At 48.7% G+C, this 17,307-nt stretch carries 16 protein-coding genes and 1 pseudogene; 5 read left to right on the top strand and 12 right to left on the bottom strand.

Annotation, left to right across the window (positions count from 1 at the left end; translation table 11 throughout):
- Positions 1 to 30 precede the first annotated feature (30 nt).
- The 4 genes from ACXX82_RS22520 to ACXX82_RS22505 all read right to left on the bottom strand — a co-directional run bounded on the left by ACXX82_RS22520 (position 31) and on the right by ACXX82_RS22505 (position 4,231).
- Positions 31 to 1,350 (bottom strand): MFS transporter, encoded by a 1,320-nt coding sequence (locus ACXX82_RS22520; protein ID WP_458563742.1) that lies wholly within the window; start codon positions 1,348 to 1,350, stop codon positions 31 to 33.
- A gap of 318 nt (positions 1,351 to 1,668) precedes the next feature.
- On the bottom strand, positions 1,669 to 2,529 hold the full coding sequence (locus ACXX82_RS22515) for a fumarylacetoacetate hydrolase family protein (RefSeq protein WP_458563741.1): 861 nt from the start codon (positions 2,527 to 2,529) through the stop codon (positions 1,669 to 1,671).
- A 78-nt stretch (positions 2,530 to 2,607) separates the two neighbouring features.
- Positions 2,608 to 3,363 (bottom strand): SDR family oxidoreductase, encoded by a 756-nt coding sequence (locus ACXX82_RS22510; protein ID WP_322238582.1) that lies wholly within the window; start codon positions 3,361 to 3,363, stop codon positions 2,608 to 2,610.
- 136 nt (positions 3,364 to 3,499) lie between these two features.
- The gene (locus ACXX82_RS22505) at positions 3,500 to 4,231 is read right to left on the bottom strand and encodes a FadR/GntR family transcriptional regulator (RefSeq protein WP_322238581.1); all 732 of its coding nucleotides are present in this window, start codon (positions 4,229 to 4,231) and stop codon (positions 3,500 to 3,502) included.
- A gap of 581 nt (positions 4,232 to 4,812) precedes the next feature.
- Between ACXX82_RS22505 and ACXX82_RS22500 the strand changes: the two genes are divergently transcribed.
- Positions 4,813 to 5,484, top strand: a complete 672-nt coding sequence (locus ACXX82_RS22500; protein WP_322238580.1) for a DotU family type IV/VI secretion system protein — start codon at positions 4,813 to 4,815, stop codon at positions 5,482 to 5,484.
- 577 nt (positions 5,485 to 6,061) lie between these two features.
- Positions 6,062 to 6,757: an SDR family NAD(P)-dependent oxidoreductase gene (locus ACXX82_RS22495; protein ID WP_322240659.1), complete on the top strand. Its 696-nt coding sequence runs from the start codon at positions 6,062 to 6,064 to the stop codon at positions 6,755 to 6,757.
- A gap of 15 nt (positions 6,758 to 6,772) precedes the next feature.
- Here the strand turns inward: ACXX82_RS22495 and ACXX82_RS22490 are convergent, their stop codons facing one another.
- The 7 genes from ACXX82_RS22490 to cyoA form a co-directional block, all read right to left on the bottom strand.
- Positions 6,773 to 7,309 (bottom strand): response regulator transcription factor, encoded by a 537-nt coding sequence (locus ACXX82_RS22490; protein WP_322238579.1) that lies wholly within the window; start codon positions 7,307 to 7,309, stop codon positions 6,773 to 6,775.
- Positions 7,299 to 8,684 (bottom strand): ATP-binding protein, encoded by a 1,386-nt coding sequence (locus ACXX82_RS22485; protein ID WP_322238577.1) that lies wholly within the window; start codon positions 8,682 to 8,684, stop codon positions 7,299 to 7,301. The genes ACXX82_RS22490 and ACXX82_RS22485 overlap by 11 nt, the downstream gene beginning before the upstream one ends.
- The gene (locus tag ACXX82_RS22480) at positions 8,632 to 9,531 is read right to left on the bottom strand and encodes an SURF1 family protein (RefSeq protein ID WP_322238575.1); all 900 of its coding nucleotides are present in this window, start codon (positions 9,529 to 9,531) and stop codon (positions 8,632 to 8,634) included. The genes ACXX82_RS22485 and ACXX82_RS22480 overlap by 53 nt, the downstream gene beginning before the upstream one ends.
- Complete coding sequence (cyoD, locus tag ACXX82_RS22475) at positions 9,528 to 9,998, bottom strand: cytochrome o ubiquinol oxidase subunit IV (protein ID WP_322238573.1); 471 nt, start codon at positions 9,996 to 9,998, stop codon at positions 9,528 to 9,530. The genes ACXX82_RS22480 and cyoD overlap by 4 nt, the downstream gene beginning before the upstream one ends.
- Positions 9,995 to 10,630, bottom strand: a complete 636-nt coding sequence (gene cyoC, locus ACXX82_RS22470; protein ID WP_322238571.1) for a cytochrome o ubiquinol oxidase subunit III — start codon at positions 10,628 to 10,630, stop codon at positions 9,995 to 9,997. Before cyoC ends, cyoD begins: the two co-directional genes overlap by 4 nt.
- On the bottom strand, positions 10,623 to 12,626 hold the full coding sequence (cyoB, locus tag ACXX82_RS22465; protein ID WP_322238569.1) for a cytochrome o ubiquinol oxidase subunit I: 2,004 nt from the start codon (positions 12,624 to 12,626) through the stop codon (positions 10,623 to 10,625). Before cyoB ends, cyoC begins: the two co-directional genes overlap by 8 nt.
- Before the next feature lie 102 nt (positions 12,627 to 12,728).
- Entirely contained in the window at positions 12,729 to 13,658 is a 930-nt protein-coding gene (gene cyoA / locus ACXX82_RS22460; RefSeq protein WP_322238567.1) for a ubiquinol oxidase subunit II, read from the bottom strand.
- A gap of 143 nt (positions 13,659 to 13,801) precedes the next feature.
- On the opposite strand from cyoA, the gene ACXX82_RS22455 reads away from it, so the two are divergent.
- Positions 13,802 to 15,151 carry an MFS transporter gene (locus tag ACXX82_RS22455; RefSeq protein ID WP_323507575.1) on the top strand — a complete coding sequence of 450 codons (1,350 nt, stop codon included), beginning with the start codon at positions 13,802 to 13,804 and terminating at the stop codon, positions 15,149 to 15,151.
- Between the two features lie 558 nt (positions 15,152 to 15,709).
- Here the strand turns inward: ACXX82_RS22455 and ACXX82_RS22450 are convergent.
- Positions 15,710 to 15,991, bottom strand: coding sequence for a hypothetical protein (locus tag ACXX82_RS22450; protein WP_322238563.1), 282 nt, complete (start codon positions 15,989 to 15,991; stop codon positions 15,710 to 15,712).
- Between the two features lie 120 nt (positions 15,992 to 16,111).
- On the opposite strand from ACXX82_RS22450, the gene ACXX82_RS22445 reads away from it, so the two are divergent.
- Together ACXX82_RS22445 and ACXX82_RS22440 are read left to right on the top strand one after the other, a co-directional pair.
- Positions 16,112 to 16,588, top strand: coding sequence for a hypothetical protein (locus ACXX82_RS22445; protein ID WP_323507574.1), 477 nt, complete (start codon positions 16,112 to 16,114; stop codon positions 16,586 to 16,588).
- A 564-nt stretch (positions 16,589 to 17,152) separates the two neighbouring features.
- Positions 17,153 to 17,284, top strand: a pseudogene (locus tag ACXX82_RS22440) (molybdopterin cofactor-binding domain-containing protein); the annotation flags it as partial.
- Positions 17,285 to 17,307: the final 23 nt, after the last annotated feature.

Here is a 17,307-nt window from a genome sequence, read left to right as displayed (position 1 = left end):
TCGCCGATACAGGCCGAGCCGAGCCAAACTTCAATTGACGCCATCTTTGCCGGAAATACTCCGTGGCAAAGCAAACATTACCAATAGCGCGGCAATAATGGTGACAGTCGCAATGGCGTATAACCCTCCCGCTGTACTGCCCGTGACGTCTTTTACCTTACCCACCATGTAAGGACTAATAATGCCGCCCAGATTGCCGATTGAGTTAATCAAAGCGATCCCGCCAGCGGCCGCGGTGCCGGTCAAAAATTTCGGTGGCAAGGTCCAAAAAACCGGTAGACAGCCAATCACCCCAACCGCCGCTAAAGTGAGTGCCGCCAATGCAATCGCCGTGTTATCTCCAAACAATCCGCTTAATACATAACCTATCCCACCGGCGAATATGCAAAGACCAAGATGCCAGCGCCGCTCACCATGGCGGTCAGAACTACGTGCAATCAGCACCATCACGACACCAGCCGCAGCGTACGGTATTGTGCTTAGCAAACCGATTGTCATCGGACTGGCGATGCCGGTGTTCTTGATTAATTGCGGTAGCCAAAAAGTGAGGCCATATAATCCCATCAGCATGAAGAGGTAAACAATAGACAAAAAAATGGTCGCTGGCTGGCGGATCGCATCAAGAAAACTGTGCGCCACGATGTCAGTGTTTTCATTATCAATGTTGTCTTGTAATACCTTCTTTTCCGCATTGGATAACCACTTTGCGTTGCCGATGTTATCGTCCAACCAGAGCAACACCAGAAAACCGAGACCGATGGTTGGCAATCCTTCGAGCAGAAACAGCCATTGCCAGCCCGCCAAGCCATAGACACCCGCGAAGCGAGTCATGATAAAACCCGCGACTGGCCCACCAATGACGCCTGCGGCGGCGATAGATGTCATGAAAATGGCGTTGATACGGGCCCGTCTTTTAGCTGGAAACCAATACGTGAAATACAGAATAATTCCAGGAAGAAAACCAGCTTCAGTCGCGCCAATAATAAAGCGCAATACATAGAACCAGGTCTCGTTATGTACCAGCATCAGTAAGGACGAAGCGATACCCCAAGAAATCATAATGCGTGCAATCCAGAGCTTGGCGCCGACGCGATGCATGAGGATATTGCTGGGGATTTCAAAAATAAAATAACCTACAAAAAAAATACTTGCACCAAAACCGTAAGCGGCGTCGCTTAATCCGAGATCGCTTTGCATTTGCAACTTGGCAAAGCTGATGTTGACGCGATCAAAATAGGCGAAGATAAAACACACTATCAAAAATGGAATAATGCGCCAGGTTATCTTGCGATAGGCTGCCTCTTCAAATGCTGTGGTACTGGACGTGACAAAACTACTGGCTACGGACATGCTTTGCTCCTGTTAGGATACGTGATCCATTGATGGACCAGTTCGCATTCGTCTATGCTCGCGCTGAACTGGAATCTGCCGTGCAACCCGCTTGCGCTTCTGTTGAAAGCGATGCAGTGTTGACTGGCCTTTTATTTTTATAAGTGTTGCGGCTATTTTTGATTAAATAGACGCAACGAGGCCGGAGCAGGAGTCAATCGACCGCGCTCCAACGTAAATGTACGAAGGATTAAATTGCCTGTTTGGACAAACCTGTGCGCTACAAATCAGGCCATGCTTTACGTTGCCGCACACCCCTCTTTGAAGTTGGCAATCTTCTTAGTCAAGCAAGGCTTCGTTCCATGTATGCACAGTTTGCTGTTGCTCGCCCAGTTTCTCGATTCCGAGTTTGACGACGTCACCATTTTTTAAGAAAACCTGCGGTTTCTGTCCCATGCCAACGCCTGGTGGCGTGCCCGTTGAGATAATGTCGCCAGGATAAAGTGTTGTGAACTGGCTGATGTAATGCACTAGGAATGCGACATTAAAAACCATCGTTTTGGTATTACCGTTCTGGTAGCGTGTGCCATTGACGTCCAACCACATGGAAAGGTTTTGTGGATCGCCAACTTCGTCGGCGGTAACCAGCCAAGGACCCACCGGCCCAAACGTGTCGCAGCCTTTGCCCTTATCCCAGGTGCCGCTGCGCTCAATCTGGTATTCACGCTCGGATACGTCATTTATCACCGCGTATCCAGCGACATGGCTGAGTGCATTTTCCACCGTGACATAGCGCGCTTTGCTGCCGATAATCACGCCCAACTCCACTTCCCAGTCGGTCTTGACCGAATTTTTCGGCATGACGATCGGATCGTTAGGGCCGCCAAAGCAGCTCGACCATTTATTGAACAATACTGGTTCAGGTGGTACCGGCAAGCCAGATTCGGCCGCATGGTCACTGTAATTCAGTCCTACACAGATGAATTTACCCAGGCCTGTAAATGGCGCACCAAAGCGCTGCGGTGCAGGCACTTCCGGCAGCGTTGACAAATCGATTGCCTGCAATTTTTTCAGGCCAGCCGGGGATAATACTTCTGGACTGATATCGCTAATGATCGATGACAGATCGCGAATTTTCCCGTTAGTGTCCATCGCTGCTGGTTTTTCCTGACCTTTGGGGCCGTGACGTAATAATTTCAAAATATGCTCCTGTTTCTAATGCGTTTATGGATGCTCAATCGATTTGACCGGCCACTATTACGGTTACCTGAATGACGATTAGTTTGACCAGCCACCGTCAATAATTTGGCTGGTCCCGGTCGTGAAGGAAGATTCGTCCGAGGCCAGATACAAGGCCAGCGCGGCGATTTCTTCGGCTTTGCCCAGACGTCCGATTGGCTGGCGTGCGACAAAGCCTTGACGCACTTGCTCATCACTTTGACCGCTGGTGTGAGACTGTTCAGCGATACGTCCGCGCAACGACGGCGATTCTACGGTGCCGGGACAGATGGCGTTACAACGAATGCCCTTTGAAACGAAATCAGCAGCAACGGATTTCGTCAATCCGATCACCGCGGCTTTGGTTGCGCCGTAAGCAAACCTGACCGGCACACCCTTGATGCTGGAAGCGGCAGATGACATATTGATAATCGAGCCACCACCGTTAGCCAGCATGCCGGGCAGGAAGGCGCGAATAGTCCGATACATGGACCCGACGTTGAGATTGTAGGAGAAATTCCACACATCTTCATCGCATTCCAAAATAGTGCCGTGGTGAACAAATCCGGCGCAATTAAACAGGACGTCGATGGTGCCAAATTCTGCTGCTATGGCTTTGACTTCTTCGTTATTGGTCACGTCAAGTTTACGCACGACACAATTTGGCAGCGTTGACAGTTCGGCTAATAGTGTTTCATTGATGTCAGTGGCGATCACGTGCGCGCCTTCGCGCAGGAATGCCTCAACGGTAGCGCGGCCTATACCTTGTGCAGCGGCGGTAATCAATGCGGTTTTACCCGCTAAACGATTGGTCATGAAGGACTCCTTAAAAATGAGATAAATACAAAGACGTATTTTTGACGTAAATGCTGAGGCAAGTCGCCCGGGCGATGGTCGTTATAAAGTTACCAACAGCCCGTGCTAACGATTTGAGGCGGCGATAAAGGAGTGTTTAGGTGAGTGGCAGATGTGATGCCGCGGCATCGGCGCTGTGGGTGGCATTTTGGTAGCCCTCACGTACGCGCAATAAATGATTGCGCATAGACAGTGCGGCGCGCTCTGGATCGCGCGCTTGCAGCGCTGCCAGAATATCGCGGTGATCTTGAAGACTGCGCTCCAAAACGGCTGGAATACGGGATGTAATAGAGCGACTTTTTTTGCCCAATACATACAAACTTCCGGCAATACTTTGCAGGAAAGGATTATTGCAGGCTTCAATAATGACCTCATGGAATGCGACGTCGGCGGCCGCAAAAGTGGCCGCATCACTCAACAAGGCGACTTCATCCTCTACCGTAGCTGCCAGGAAAGCCAATTGCTCTTCACTAATATGCGTTGCTGCCAAAGCGGCTACGCCGCTTTCAATAATGATGCGCGAATCGAATAGTGCATCGAGACTGCCAGCGTTAAGGTCGATAATCATTTCTAACGGTTCAAGCAATTCACGCGGATGCAGAGAACCAACGAAGGTCCCTTCGCCCTGCCTAATGCGCAATAAGCCTAATAATGACAAACCGCGGATTGCCTCTCGCACAGCTGGACGACCAACTCCCAACATAGTCGCTAACTCACGCTCTGGTGGCAATTGCTGCGTTGGCTTGAGCTGACCGGTACGTATCATCTGCAAAAGTCGCTGCGCTACCTGCTCGGAAACGGAGGTCTGAATAATAGGATCGAATGACATATTTATAAATAAGGTTCCGCTTACCAATTCAATGGTAAGACCAATAAACGAAGACTATGCCTGAAATTTCAGCCTGTCAACTCCGATGCGTATTTTTGAGAGAAATTCGAAAGGAGACGAAAGTACTAAAAAATGGACGCTCAGACAAAAAAATGATGGAAAAGGCCGTGATTGGTCCTTACGTAGCGTCAATGCTCAAATGTGAACCATTGCAAAATAGCAAATTTTTTTCAACCCAAAATTAATCTTTTGTATAAAATTAGTAATAGATTTGGTAATGCCTGCGATTTGGACTATTTGCAATATCGTCGTCGATCTTACTGTGGGTTTCGTTATGGCCTGTCCGACTTCTACATAGACAAAAAATAGCCATAATCAAACGTCAAACGAGGTTCTGCCGGTTAATGGATTGAATTACTGAAAATAATTCACTGAAAGAATTCATCCTCAGTTGATATTGGAAAAGGTTGATTGATTAAATTTAGAAAAAAATGCAGCCCTGTCTAGTTGAAAGCAAAGAGAAAACAATCCAACAAAAGAACAGTATACGAGCGCCTCAGCATTTCCAGAAGAAAGAGCGCATGACACTAGTTTCGTCCCATCTAACCTTATCAATGCGTGCGTTGCTACGTGCAACTACATTGAAAGTTTCTTTGCTCGCGCAGCATGCCATGCCCGATTCTATCGAACTTCTAGGTGCGGAATGTTTGAAATTGGTCGCCGAATTTGATCGCGCCTTAGAGCATCGCGGGGTTGCGGACGACATCAGGCACGAGGCTGTTTATGCACAATGCGCGTTGATTGATGAAACGGTGACGTGTCATCTATCCGAAAATACAAAATTAAAATGGTTTGACTCGCCTTTGCATTTCGCACTATTTCAGTATCGTGATGCAGGTGAGCGCATCGTCGAATCCCTGAAGGCACGCATGAGTGAAACGCCTCCCGATCTCGATATGCTCGAATGCTATAGCATTATCCTCAACTTGGGGTTCAAAGGACGCTACATGAATATCAACGATAAAGAACGCATCGCCTTGATAACGGCGCTAAATAAGCAAATTGACACACTTCGTTCCACGCAGAACCATCCGCTGATCCTCGATCCATCAGGCCGAAGGCGCTTCGAATGCTTCTATCAGGTTTCTCCATGGGTATTGGCTGGGCTCACCATTGTGGCGACGTTGCTACTCTACCTTCTGATGGGGGCGACGCTAGACCATCTATTGACTCATTGGTTAGAACAAAAATAGTCCGATATGTCTGGGACTCAACATTCGGCATGAGACCTGACTACCGAGCAGTGTTCGCTCAGTCAGCAAACTTGCAATAGAACAGCTAACGAACAATCAGCAAACAATAATCCACACTTCTCGGCTCTACTTGCGCAGCGCATTTTGAATTGGGCTCTTTTGGAAGATCCTGATCACTCCTCTTACAAATATCTATACCCATGCTGTTGTGCTACATGTTGCAACAGCGACAGATAACACCATTTTGATTCAACTATTTTTAGTTTGAGCGCAATGTGATCACGAATGCGACTTATGCTCTTAGACTTATGGCATTAATATAAGCAGTCTCATACATAGCTTTAAATACATAGCAATAAATTGCGACAGACTCCTAAGTTGTAGGGATATCGCTGTTTATTTTGGTAAATAAGAATATTTGTCAGGCTATGGGTCCAGCCGTAAACTGACTTTGTCATCGTGGCACCGTGGCACTATCACACACGGATCGCAACCTGCATTTTCATCGGTATTTTTCGATGTATCGTTTCAGGTATTTTAAAAATACGTCTCGTTCAAACCAGGAGTCAGGATGAAAATGCAATCATTTCCCCATCATTTCAAAGCGTTGGTAATCGGCGCGTCAGGCGCACTTGGTTCTGCTTTTGTAGATGTATTGAAAGCCAATCCAGACTGCGCACTTGTCGAAGCGCTCCATCGCCATTCGCAACCGGCAATCGACTTTGACCGGGAGGAAAGTATCGCCGACGCTGCTCAGGCACTCCTTTCTAAAGGCCCGTTTAATGTCATCATCAATGCTGCTGGCATCCTCCACACGCCCGAATTTATGCCTGAAAAAAAATTGGCCGACTTGCAATATCAGCAAATGATGGAAACATTTCGAGCAAATACTTTTGGTCCGGCAATGATTATTCGCCATTTTTCAAAGCTATTGGATAGCGAAAGAGGTGTGATGGCAATTCTTTCTGCAAAGGTAGGTAGCATTGAAGATAATCGTTTGGGCGGATGGTACAGTTATCGCGCCTCAAAAGCGGCCTTGAATATGTTCGTTAAAACGGCCGCGATTGAGATCAATCGAACGAAACCACGCGCAGTGTTGATCGCGTTGCATCCTGGCACCGTCAACTCCAAATTATCCGAACCATTTCGTGGAGCCCAGATTGGCCGCACGCCTGACGCTGCCGCCAATGATATGCTCGGCGTATTAGACACGTTAACTGCAGCCGATACAGGGCAGTTTTACTCCTACAATGGGGATAGACTGCCTTGGTAGCCAGCCTGATCCGAATTATTTAATGCGTTGCTTTTCGAGTTTGCGCGCTAGTGTACGTCGATGCATTCCCAGGCGACGTGCTGTCTCAGAGATATTAAAATCAGTTTCCACCAGAACTTCGTGAATACGCTCCCATTCGAGCGTCTTGATTGAGGTCGCCCGATTAGGAAGTGCGACTTCGGTGACGCCCGCAATATGACCAAAGGCTGCTTCGATATCGTCGGTATTTGATGGTTTGGCTAAGTATTGGCAAGCCCCAAGTTTAATCGCCTCAACCGCTGTAGCAAGGCTGGCAAATCCGGTCAGAACCACAATCAACATTGAAGGATCATGCTTGTGCAACATTTGCACGCACACTAACCCCGACGTACTACTGTTCAGTTTAAGGTCCACCACTGCGTAGCCCGGGGAATGCTGATGCAACAATGCGGTAGCCTCGGTCAGGTTTGCAGCCAACAACACCGTATACCCACGTCGCTCGAACGAGCGTCCGAGTGTTCTGGCAAATGCGGCGTCGTCTTCAATGATGAGTAACAGGCGGTCAACTGGCATGGTCTTCGTGCTCTTCAAGACTGATCGCGGCAAGCGGTAGCGTAAGCTTTACCGCCGCCCCACCCGCATCGCGATTCCACGCTTCAACGGTGCCACCCAATTTGCGTGCGACATTAACAACAAAGAATAATCCCAGACCGCCACCCGGTCGTCCTTTGCTCGACTGATACGGTTTACCAATTTGCGTCAGCATGGCGGGTACAAATCCAGTACCACGATCTGTCACCAGCAAGGTCAATGCATCGCCTTCACGCGTGGCTTCGAGGTATAACCACCGCGGGGAGGCTTCGAGCGCATTATCTAGTACGTTGCAAATCATTTGTTTTAGCGCCGAATCGAACACCACAGGCATATCGTGCTCGATGCGGTTTTCATATACAAAGGTAATGATGGCTCGGGTGGCACGGAAATCCTCAACCAGGTCACTCAAAAAAGTGTTGATCGTGGTCTTCACCGAAGATTCTCCGCGAGCCTCTCCCGCAGAGAGCAAAATCCCGCTAACGATGGATTTGCAGCGCGTGAGTTGCGTCTGCATTTCACTGATCTCTTCCAGTAATTCACTATTCCGACTAAATTCGGGCATGCGCTTCCAATCGCCCAGAATAACGGACAGTGTGGCTAATGGCGTGCCGAGTTCATGCGCTGCCCCCGAAGCCAGCAAACCCATTCGCACGATATGATCCTCTTCGGCAGCACGCTGGCGCAAGTCGGCCAGTTGCGCATATCCGGTGCGAAGATTGCGACTGATCCGGGTAATGAATATCACAAGGAGAGCTGCAATCAGCGCGAAACAAATAAGCATACCTTCGACGTAGAGATCGGATAAACCGTTCCCTTGAACAAGCGGTAACGTCAGCGGATTAGAAAATAGGGATAGACCTGCTAAACAGGCAATGGTGATAGCGACGATTGTCCAGGTTGACCAGGCTTCGAGCAATACTGCACTTAAAATAACCTGTAATAAAAAGAGAAAAGCGAAAGGATTTGTTGTCCCGCCGCTGAGATGCAATTGAATTGTCAATGTGACGACATCGACCAATAGCGCCAAAAACAGTTCTCTATTCTTGACTACACGCTGTTCGTGCCAGCGCAGGTGACTAGCAATGTTGAAGGCAATGAGGCATGCCAATACCTCTAACATCTGAGGCAGGGGAAGGCTAATATCGAAACCGATAATCACAATAGCAATGGTTGTGATCTGCCCGATCACGGCAATCCATCGCAGTTGGATCAATTGCAGCATGTTGTTGTGGCCAGCGGCATTTTCAAAGCCGGTCGCTTCCACTGAATGCTCTTTCAAATCAGTCGGAGCGAGGGCTTCTTTATTTCTTACCATCTTCACTTTCGCGATTAACACCATCACTACGACGGGCATCCATTGAGTTTCCTAAGCGCAACAAACGGAGATCCTCGCGCGCGACCCACAAACCTGCACCTGCCAGCATCAAGGCAAGAGCATACCAAGTCAACGCGTACACTAAATGATTGTTGTGAAAAGCGATGACCGTCAGACCAGCAACCGGTCGCTTGGACGCGGAGCCGTCGACCTTTTCATTCGTAGATATTTTTGTTGCTTCTGCATCTATAAAATAGGGAGCGATAGAAGTCAGACCACGCGCCGCTGCAATCGCTTTCACATCGCGTGAATACCAGCGATTACTTGAGGGATCATTGTGTCGAAGAAAGCCACCACCGGGTTCACTCATGCGCAATAGCCCGGTCACGATTGAAATACCGGCGTTCGATACCGCTGTGCGTTCGTGAGGATCTTGCGCATTCGAAGGGATGAAACCGCGGTTGATTAGCACGATGCTGCCGTCTGCGCCACGTAGTGGTGTCAACAGCCAGAAGCCGCCGCCTAGATCCGTCGAAGCCTGGACGCGCACTGTCAGTGGGTATAGGAACGTGCCAGTCACACGCACATGGCGATATTCGTCGGCATCAGCATTGACGCGCTGCCATTGGTCTTGAGCGGGAGCGGCGACTGCGGGAGCATGCACCCTTTGATCAACGCGCTCGATAAGGTCAAGCTTCCATTGCAGGCGTTTGAGTTGCCATGTGCCGAGAGCCATAAAGGCAAACACAAGAAGACATCCGCAAATCGCTATGAAAATGCGGAACGCCGCGGGCCGGGAACGAGAAGAGGTATCCTGCGCAACTGCTGTTGCAGTTTGTCCCGGCACTTTGCCGGGCGTTACCGTGCCACGCGGCGCGGGGTTCATGGCATAGTGTGCATGTTGTGCATTTTTGTCATGTCACGCGACGGCGGAGCTGATTGCAGAATCGACTCAGGAACGGTCTCCTGTGCAGACTCTGTCATCACGCCCGGCATCATGTTGTGATTCAAGTGATACATCACCCATACAGAACCGCTTAGCATAATAAAGACCAACATCACGGTAAAGATTAACGCCAACATCGACCAACCATGCTCGGACTTGGTGTTCATATGCAAAAAATACACCATATGTACGACAATTTGTACAGCAGCGAAGCCAAGCAGGATGAGGCCGGTGGTACTAGACTTCTCAAACACTTTTCCCATCACTAACCAAAATGGAATCGCCGTCAAAATCACCGCCAGCACAAAACCGGTGACATATGTTTTTAGGCTGCCATGATCGACATGCGCATGGTCATCATGACCGTGTTGAGGGCCGTGCGCAGGATGTTCTTGATGCGCGCTCATGGAAGCACTCCCATCAGATAGACAAAGGTGAAGACGCCAATCCAGACAACGTCAAGGAAATGCCAAAACATCGACAGACACATAAGCCGACGACTATTCTCCGGCGTCAGTCCGTGGCGACGAACTTGAAACATCAATGTCACCAGCCATATGATGCCGAAGCTCACATGCAGACCGTGCGTTGCCACTAATGCGAAGAACGATGTCAGAAACCCGCTGCGTTGTGGTCCGGCACCTTCATGAATTAAATGGATAAATTCATAGAGTTCAAAGCCTATGAAGCAAGCACCAAGCAAGCCAGTAATCGCCAGCCAGATCATGGTGGCGCGCACCCGTTTGCGCTGCATTTCCAGCATCGCAAAACCATAGGTAATCGACGACAGCAACAATAATGACGTATTGATCGCCACTAACGGCAGGTCAAACAACTCCGCACCCGTGGGACCACCGGCATAGTTACGACCCAGTACAGCATAGGTCGCAAACAAAGCGGCGAACACCAGGCAGTCGCTCATCAGGTAAAGCCAAAATCCGAGCAAGGTGCCATTCTCTGGATGATGCTCGGTCACGTAAAAGTGCGAGCTCGGTAATGCGCCTATGGCGCTAGCGGAGGATGTAGTGAGTTCAGACATGGCTACCCAGCAGGCGTGTGCGCTCATCTTCCACCCGGACGACTTCGTCCGCAGGAATGAAATAGTCGCGATTGTAATTAAAAGTATGGGCGATGATTGCTGCCAACATCGCTACGAAGCCGACACCAGCCAACAACCACATGTGCCAGATAACAGCGAAACCCACAACTGCACTGAGAGCGGCAATGATAAATCCAGCGCTCGTATTTTTCGGCATATGGATGGCAACGAACCCTTCTTTTGGTCGCTCAAAATTATGACTCTTCATGTCAGTCCACGCGTCGTTATCGTGAATACGTGGTGTGAACGCAAAGTTATAGTCTGGCGGTGGTGAAGATGTTGACCATTCCAGCGTACGACCGCCCCAAGGATCGCCAGTAGTATCGCGTAGCGATTCCCGACGACGATAACTCACAATCAATTGCACAATGAACGAACCAATACCAAGCGCTATCAATACTGCGCCGAAGGCGGCAATCTGAAACCAGATTTGCAGTGATGGATCTTCAAAACGGCTAAGACGCCGTGTCACGCCCATCAGTCCCAATACGTAAAGCGGCATGAAAGCAAAGTAGAAACCGATTGTCCAGAACCAGAAGCAGCACTTGCCCCAGAAGTCGTCAAGTTTGTAACCAAAAGCCTTCGGAAACCAGTAATTAATACCAGCAAACATCCCGAACAGTACGCCACCGATAATCACATTATGGAAATGGGCGATCAGGAACAGACTGTTATGCAAAACAAAGTCGGCAGGCGGAACCGCCAGCAAGACGCCAGTCATACCACCAATAACGAAGGTAATCATGAAACCCATCGTCCACAGCATCGGCACTTCAAAGCGAATCCGCCCGCGATACATGGTAAATAACCAGTTAAAAATCTTCGCGCCGGTCGGGATCGAAATAATCATCGTCGTGATGCCAAAGAACGAGTTAACACTGGCTCCGGAACCCATGGTAAAGAAATGATGCAACCAAACCAGATAAGACAGGATCGTGATCACCACGGTCGCGTACACCATTGAAGTATATCCAAACAGACGCTTGCTACTGAATGTAGCAACGACTTCGGAGAAAACACCAAAGGCTGGCAAAATCAAAATGTAGACTTCAGGATGACCCCAAATCCAGATCAGGTTGACATACATCATGGCGTTGCCGCCCATGTCATTGGTGAAGAAATTAGTGCCAACTGTACGGTCAAGCGCCAGCATGCCGAGTACGGCCGTCAGTACAGGAAAAGCGGCTACGATCAATACGTTAGTGCACAAAGCCGTCCACGTAAAAATCGGCATTCTCATCATGTTCATGCCCGGCGCACGCATCTTCACAATGGTTGCGAGTAGATTGATACCGGACAGCAAGGTCCCGACCCCGGCAATCTGCAAGGACCAGATATAGTAGTCGACCCCCACATCCGGACTAGCCAGTATCCCGGACAGCGGCGGGTAGGCTAACCAACCAGTGCGTGCAAACTCACCGATGAATAGAGATGCCATGCATAAGCCACCACCAAAGGCCGTCATCCAGAAACTAAAATTGTTCAGGAATGGAAAGGCGACATCACGTGCGCCGATCTGGAGCGGCACAACATAATTCATTAATCCTGTCACCAAAGGCATGGCAACGAAGAAAATCATAATCACGCCATGTGCCGTAAATATTTGATCGTAATGATGCGGGGGTAAAAATCCATCTCCACCGCCGAAGGCAAATGCCTGCTGGGCACGCATCATCAAAGCATCGGTAAAGCCACGGAGCAGCATAATTAAACCAAGTACGATGTACATGATACCGATCCGCTTATGATCGATACTTGTAAACCAGTCGCGCCACAAAGTGCCCCAAAGGCGGAAATATGTTATTGCAGAAAAAACCGCTAGTCCGCCAATACCCACCATGATAAAGGTAGCTAGCAGAATAGGTTCGTGATACGGAATCGCATCCCATGTGAGGCGGCCGAAGATCAGCTTCGTCAGATTAATGTGGTCTAGCATCGTTACTTTCCGAGGAAAAAGAGGGGCGCAGCGCACACTGCCACGCCATTGCCTGTAAAGCGACGCGCTACACAGCCCGCCGGACAGCCTTCTTGTAGGTTTTTATTCATGGGATTGGTCCATCTTTCCGTGCATACCATTCGCCATCATCTTGTCCATGCACATCTGGTTAGGCTCAACACATCGATTAACGATGGCATGGTACAGATCGTTGTCCACTGTGCCGTACTTGCGCACAGGCTCGCGTTGGCTAGGTTTTTCAAGCTGCATATAGTCGACACGCTTTAGTGCCCCGCCGCCGGCCTTGGCTTCCTGTACCCATTTATCAAAATTTTCCGGCGTCATGCCATGAAATTTGAAGCGCATATCTGAAAATCCGGCACCACTATAATTGGCCGAAAAGCCTTCGAACTCACCGGGCTTGTTGATCACTGCATTAAGTGAAGTTTGCATGCCTGGCATCGCGTAAATTTGACCGGCGAGTGCTGGAATGAAGAAAGAGTTCATCACTGAAGACGCCGTAATTTTAAAGTGAATAGGCACATCAACCGGAGCCGCCAATTCATTCACGGTGGCGATACCTTGTTCGGGATAAATAAATAACCATTTCCAGTCAAGCGCCACAACTTCAACCGTCAATATCTTGGTCTCGGCGGGAATTGGACGCGCGGCGTCAAGACGCGTTAGTTTTCTATAAGGGTCTAGCGTATGCGTACTGATCCAGGTTAATAGACCAAGGGCGATGATAATGAGCAACGGCGCGCCCCAGATGACCAACTCCAGCTGCGTCGAGTGATCCCAATCCGGTTCGTAGGTCGCCTTAGTATTATTTTTTCGATAGCGCCATGCAAACAATATTGTCAGCGCGATCACAGGAACTATGATTAGCAACATCAATAATGTGGACACGACAATGAGGTGGCCCTGCTGAACGGCGATGTCACCAGATGGATTCATCAGCACCGTATTGCAGCCAGCCAACAAAAAGGCGGGAAAGAGCATCCATCCGCGACGAACAATTAGGGAGACCATGCAGGAATATTCCAGTCGAAGCAATAAAATATGATAATGTACATCTGGCGGTATGCCTTGGCAATTGGACGTTTTGTCCTACCCTAGCGAGCAATATGAGGGGTGGGACCGTTCAACACCTAAACCCAAATTGAGAACGAATCATGACCAGCATTCACATCCATAGTAGCGAACTTCCCGCTGATTTTAATTCAGATTCGAACCGCTCTAATGTTCGAAACAACAAATCTGATCACGCCCAAATCGCGCCAGGTGAAATTGCGATCGGCGTAGTTATCGGCCGCGCCTCCGAATATTTCGATTTTTTTGTCTACGCGATGGCGTCTGTGTTAGTGTTTCCGTCGGTATTCTTTCCATTCGAGTCTAGACTGGAGGGGACACTATACGCCTTTGTTATTTTCTCTTTTGCTTTTCTTGCGCGACCGTTCGGGACAATTGCTTTTATGGCGATCCAGCGCAAGTTTGGGCGCGAGGTCAAACTCACGGCTGCGCTTTTCATGCTGGGTATCTCAACTGCCGGTATTGCGTTTTTACCTGCGTATGAGCACTTAGGTTTTGCCTCGATCGTTTTGCTGTCATTTTTGCGAATTGGTCAAGGGATTGCTGTCGGCGGTTCGTGGGACGGTCTACCCTCGTTGCTGGCACTTAACGCTCCACAAAATCGACGTGGTTGGTATGCGATGCTTGGACAATTAGGCGCTCCGGTCGGATTTATGATTGCGGGCAGCCTGTTCGCCTACATGTTATCCAACCTGACAACTGATGACTTTCTTGATTGGGGCTGGCGCTATCCGTTCTATGTGGCATTTGCTATTAACGTGGTGGCATTGTTTGCACGCTTGCGATTGGTATCCACCAATGAATACGCGCGTTTGCTGGATGAGCGTGAACTGGAGCCAACCAACGCCATTGAGATGACCCGATCGCAAGGCCGCAATCTGATCATCGGTGCGCTCGCGGCACTTGCCAGTTATGCATTGTTTCACCTCGTTACCGTGTTTCCATTATCATGGATCAGTTTATATTCGCTGCGTTCGACTAGTGACTTCCTAGTCATTCAGGTGATCGGTGCGGCACTGATGGCGGTAGGCGTGATTGCATCAGGTTTGATTGCTGACCGTTTAGGGCGACGTACGACTCTGGGCGGTTGCGCGATATTGATTGCGGTACTCAGTGGATTTATACCAACGCTAATGAACGGCGGAGAAATCGGCCAAAATATTTTCATTTGGGTTGGCTTTAGCTTGCTCGGATTGTCGTATGGCCAGGCTGCAGGTGCAGTAACCTCCAACTTCCTTCCAAAGTATCGCTATACGGGTGCTGCCTTGACCTCGGATCTTTCCTGGCTGGTCGGCGCGGGCTTCGCTCCATTGGTGGCGCTTGGTCTTTCTGCGCATTTCGGTCTTGCCTATGTAAGCTTCTACTTGTTATCGGGTGCTGCATGTTCACTGGCAGCCCTCAGTCTTAATCGCGCTTTAGAGATTCGCGATTAAGTAATAAGGCATGACCCAAATTGCTGCAATTTTTCGACCTGGTCGCCTTTGTAACAATAAGTGTCTTGAGGTATTTAAGTATTTTTGATTAGGAATTAAACGCAAATGCCGAGATATTTCTTCTCAGCATTTGCGTTTCCCGCTCAAAAACTACACCTTGCAAATTCGATTGTTTCATCTAAACTTATCAAATAATAATCTTATTTAAGTGCAATTATTATTAATAATACTCTGCAGAAAAAAGAAACATCACATTTTACCGTCAAATAAGTCTAGAAATCTCGTTGTCACAGTTAATTTTAAAGTTCGGCCTTGAGAAAATATTCTGGAATCCACTTATAAACATAAGGAGAGATCGTGAAAATCAAGCTGACTGCTACCTGCCTTGTTATAGGCGCTTTTATTACTCCTATTGCACACCCAGCTGATGATGATTTGAACGCACATTGAAAACCAGCAATGTTCGACAAAGATTCCGTTAAAACAATTAAAGTCTAGCTTGTAGGAACGCTGATGACTTGGCGCATATAAGAATTACATCTCATTTTTATGTCGATTTTAATTAATTACTAAGCCTACATTATTCCTTAAACCATCTTTCCATGGAGCGTATATGTTGACCAAACCTTTATTAATTTCGGCGATTATTGTTGCCACAATGTTAGGTGGTTGCAAGAAAGCGGATAATTCAACAGCTGCAGACTCATCACCGACCACCCCGATGCAGGCTCCAGCGGCGACCGCTCCCGCAATGCCTCCACCTGCGCCCTCTTCCACTCCTTCTACGATGGCACCAGATACAACTTCGACACCTTCTGCTGCAAGCGATGCTACCAGCACAAACTCTTCGCCTTAGTAGTATCCCGTGACCAAGCAACGCGTATGAAAACAAAAATACCGTGCGCGCTGCTTGGGATAAGACGCAGTTAAACATCGTCTACTTTTTGGTTAGGTGCATCAATGAAGTTATCAGGCCGCATGTTCATCATTGCAAACCTGGCGTCGCTTCCGGTGGCATTGGCGCAAGTGCCCGCTTCGTCTGACATTCAGAACGGTATGCAACCTGAGATGCAGCCACCCTTAGCCAATGTAAGCGTTCAAGAACGAAACAAGAACGGCTTCACTTATGTTTGCGGGGGCGTAGGCTCAGACGAGTCTGCATACCTCAAGCAGATCGCGAAGAACTACGACTTAATGTCGACTTTTGCCCGCCGGGATGGCAGCTATCTGGCCGATATTAATATCGCGATTAAAGACAAAAGAGGCCAAGTGGCATTAAAAATTACATGTCCTGGGCCGATGATGTTGGTCAAATTTCCGCACCCCGGCACTTATCAAATTCAAGCCGAAGTAGGAGATAGCACGGTGACGGAAACGATTCAGATTCCCGCTAAAGGCCATCCGTCCTCGAAGGTCTTCGAATGGCCAGCAAGCTGATATCAGAATCTTTTCAAGAAGAGGTAATCTTCTTAATAGCATGGAAATGATTGATGCCGACAAGGTCTAAAATACGCTCCAGCGGCAGTATGTTGGGTTATTTGTTCGGTTATTTGTTCGGTTATTTTGTTCGTTTTTTTAGTGCAACTCTGAACGGCCACCGCTGCCACGTCCGCTATGACGCAACGGATTGCGGTGAACCAACAAGGGACCAATAGTAGTCCAAGCCCCTAGAGCACGCTAACGCGGCGGCACAGTAACTGCGATTCACGTACCAAAAAGAAACCGTTTTAGTCGATTTTTCTCGTACTAAAAATGTTTTATATTCACCATAAAAAGCCAAGGACGAAGATATTGATACGTATCGCAATATTGAAGCCGGTCAGCGCAGTGCCACCGCATTAGTAGACGCGATTTGCACTACGTCAATGGCGCATCTTAACCGGATAGAACCGCACACCACTATCGGAAACTGGGGATCATTTAACGCTCTATGACGCGACATAATATGTTTCCGGTCTACGTACAACGGTTTCCAAAGGCTTGGGAATATAGCCAGAAAAGGTGCGCGTCATATGCCCTTATGTTGGTGGTAGATTTGGCGGTAAAGGATCAACCTGGTTTCACGTGGTGCCAGCGGCAATGGTCGCGCGTCAACTAGGCCAACCCGTCAAATTGGCACTTAAGCGCCCTCAAATGTTTGGTCCAGTCCTTCATCG

This window comes from Glaciimonas sp. GNP009 (assembly GCF_054343755.1).
Note: the sequence above shows the minus strand (reverse complement) of the source record. Positions and strands in the feature narration are given on the sequence as shown.

What these genes read in the sequence shown, in the direction of transcription:
- cyoD (WP_322238573.1), bottom strand. Translation starts at nt 9,998, where the DNA reads ATGAGCGCGCATCAAGAACATCCTGCGCACGGCCCTCAACACGGTCAT.
- ACXX82_RS22455 (WP_323507575.1), top strand. Translation starts at nt 13,802, where the DNA reads ATGACCAGCATTCACATCCATAGTAGCGAACTTCCCGCTGATTTTAAT.
- ACXX82_RS22480 (WP_322238575.1), bottom strand. Translation starts at nt 9,531, where the DNA reads ATGAACCCCGCGCCGCGTGGCACGGTAACGCCCGGCAAAGTGCCGGGA.
- ACXX82_RS22500 (WP_322238580.1), top strand. Translation starts at nt 4,813, where the DNA reads ATGACACTAGTTTCGTCCCATCTAACCTTATCAATGCGTGCGTTGCTA.
- ACXX82_RS22505 (WP_322238581.1), bottom strand. Translation starts at nt 4,231, where the DNA reads ATGTCATTCGATCCTATTATTCAGACCTCCGTTTCCGAGCAGGTAGCG.
- ACXX82_RS22445 (WP_323507574.1), top strand. Translation starts at nt 16,112, where the DNA reads ATGAAGTTATCAGGCCGCATGTTCATCATTGCAAACCTGGCGTCGCTT.
- cyoC (WP_322238571.1), bottom strand. Translation starts at nt 10,630, where the DNA reads ATGTCTGAACTCACTACATCCTCCGCTAGCGCCATAGGCGCATTACCG.
- ACXX82_RS22510 (WP_322238582.1), bottom strand. Translation starts at nt 3,363, where the DNA reads ATGACCAATCGTTTAGCGGGTAAAACCGCATTGATTACCGCCGCTGCA.
- cyoB (WP_322238569.1), bottom strand. Translation starts at nt 12,626, where the DNA reads ATGCTAGACCACATTAATCTGACGAAGCTGATCTTCGGCCGCCTCACA.
- ACXX82_RS22485 (WP_322238577.1), bottom strand. Translation starts at nt 8,684, where the DNA reads ATGCCCGTCGTAGTGATGGTGTTAATCGCGAAAGTGAAGATGGTAAGA.
- ACXX82_RS22520 (WP_458563742.1), bottom strand. Translation starts at nt 1,350, where the DNA reads ATGTCCGTAGCCAGTAGTTTTGTCACGTCCAGTACCACAGCATTTGAA.
- ACXX82_RS22495 (WP_322240659.1), top strand. Translation starts at nt 6,062, where the DNA reads ATGCAATCATTTCCCCATCATTTCAAAGCGTTGGTAATCGGCGCGTCA.
- cyoA (WP_322238567.1), bottom strand. Translation starts at nt 13,658, where the DNA reads ATGGTCTCCCTAATTGTTCGTCGCGGATGGATGCTCTTTCCCGCCTTT.
- ACXX82_RS22490 (WP_322238579.1), bottom strand. Translation starts at nt 7,309, where the DNA reads ATGCCAGTTGACCGCCTGTTACTCATCATTGAAGACGACGCCGCATTT.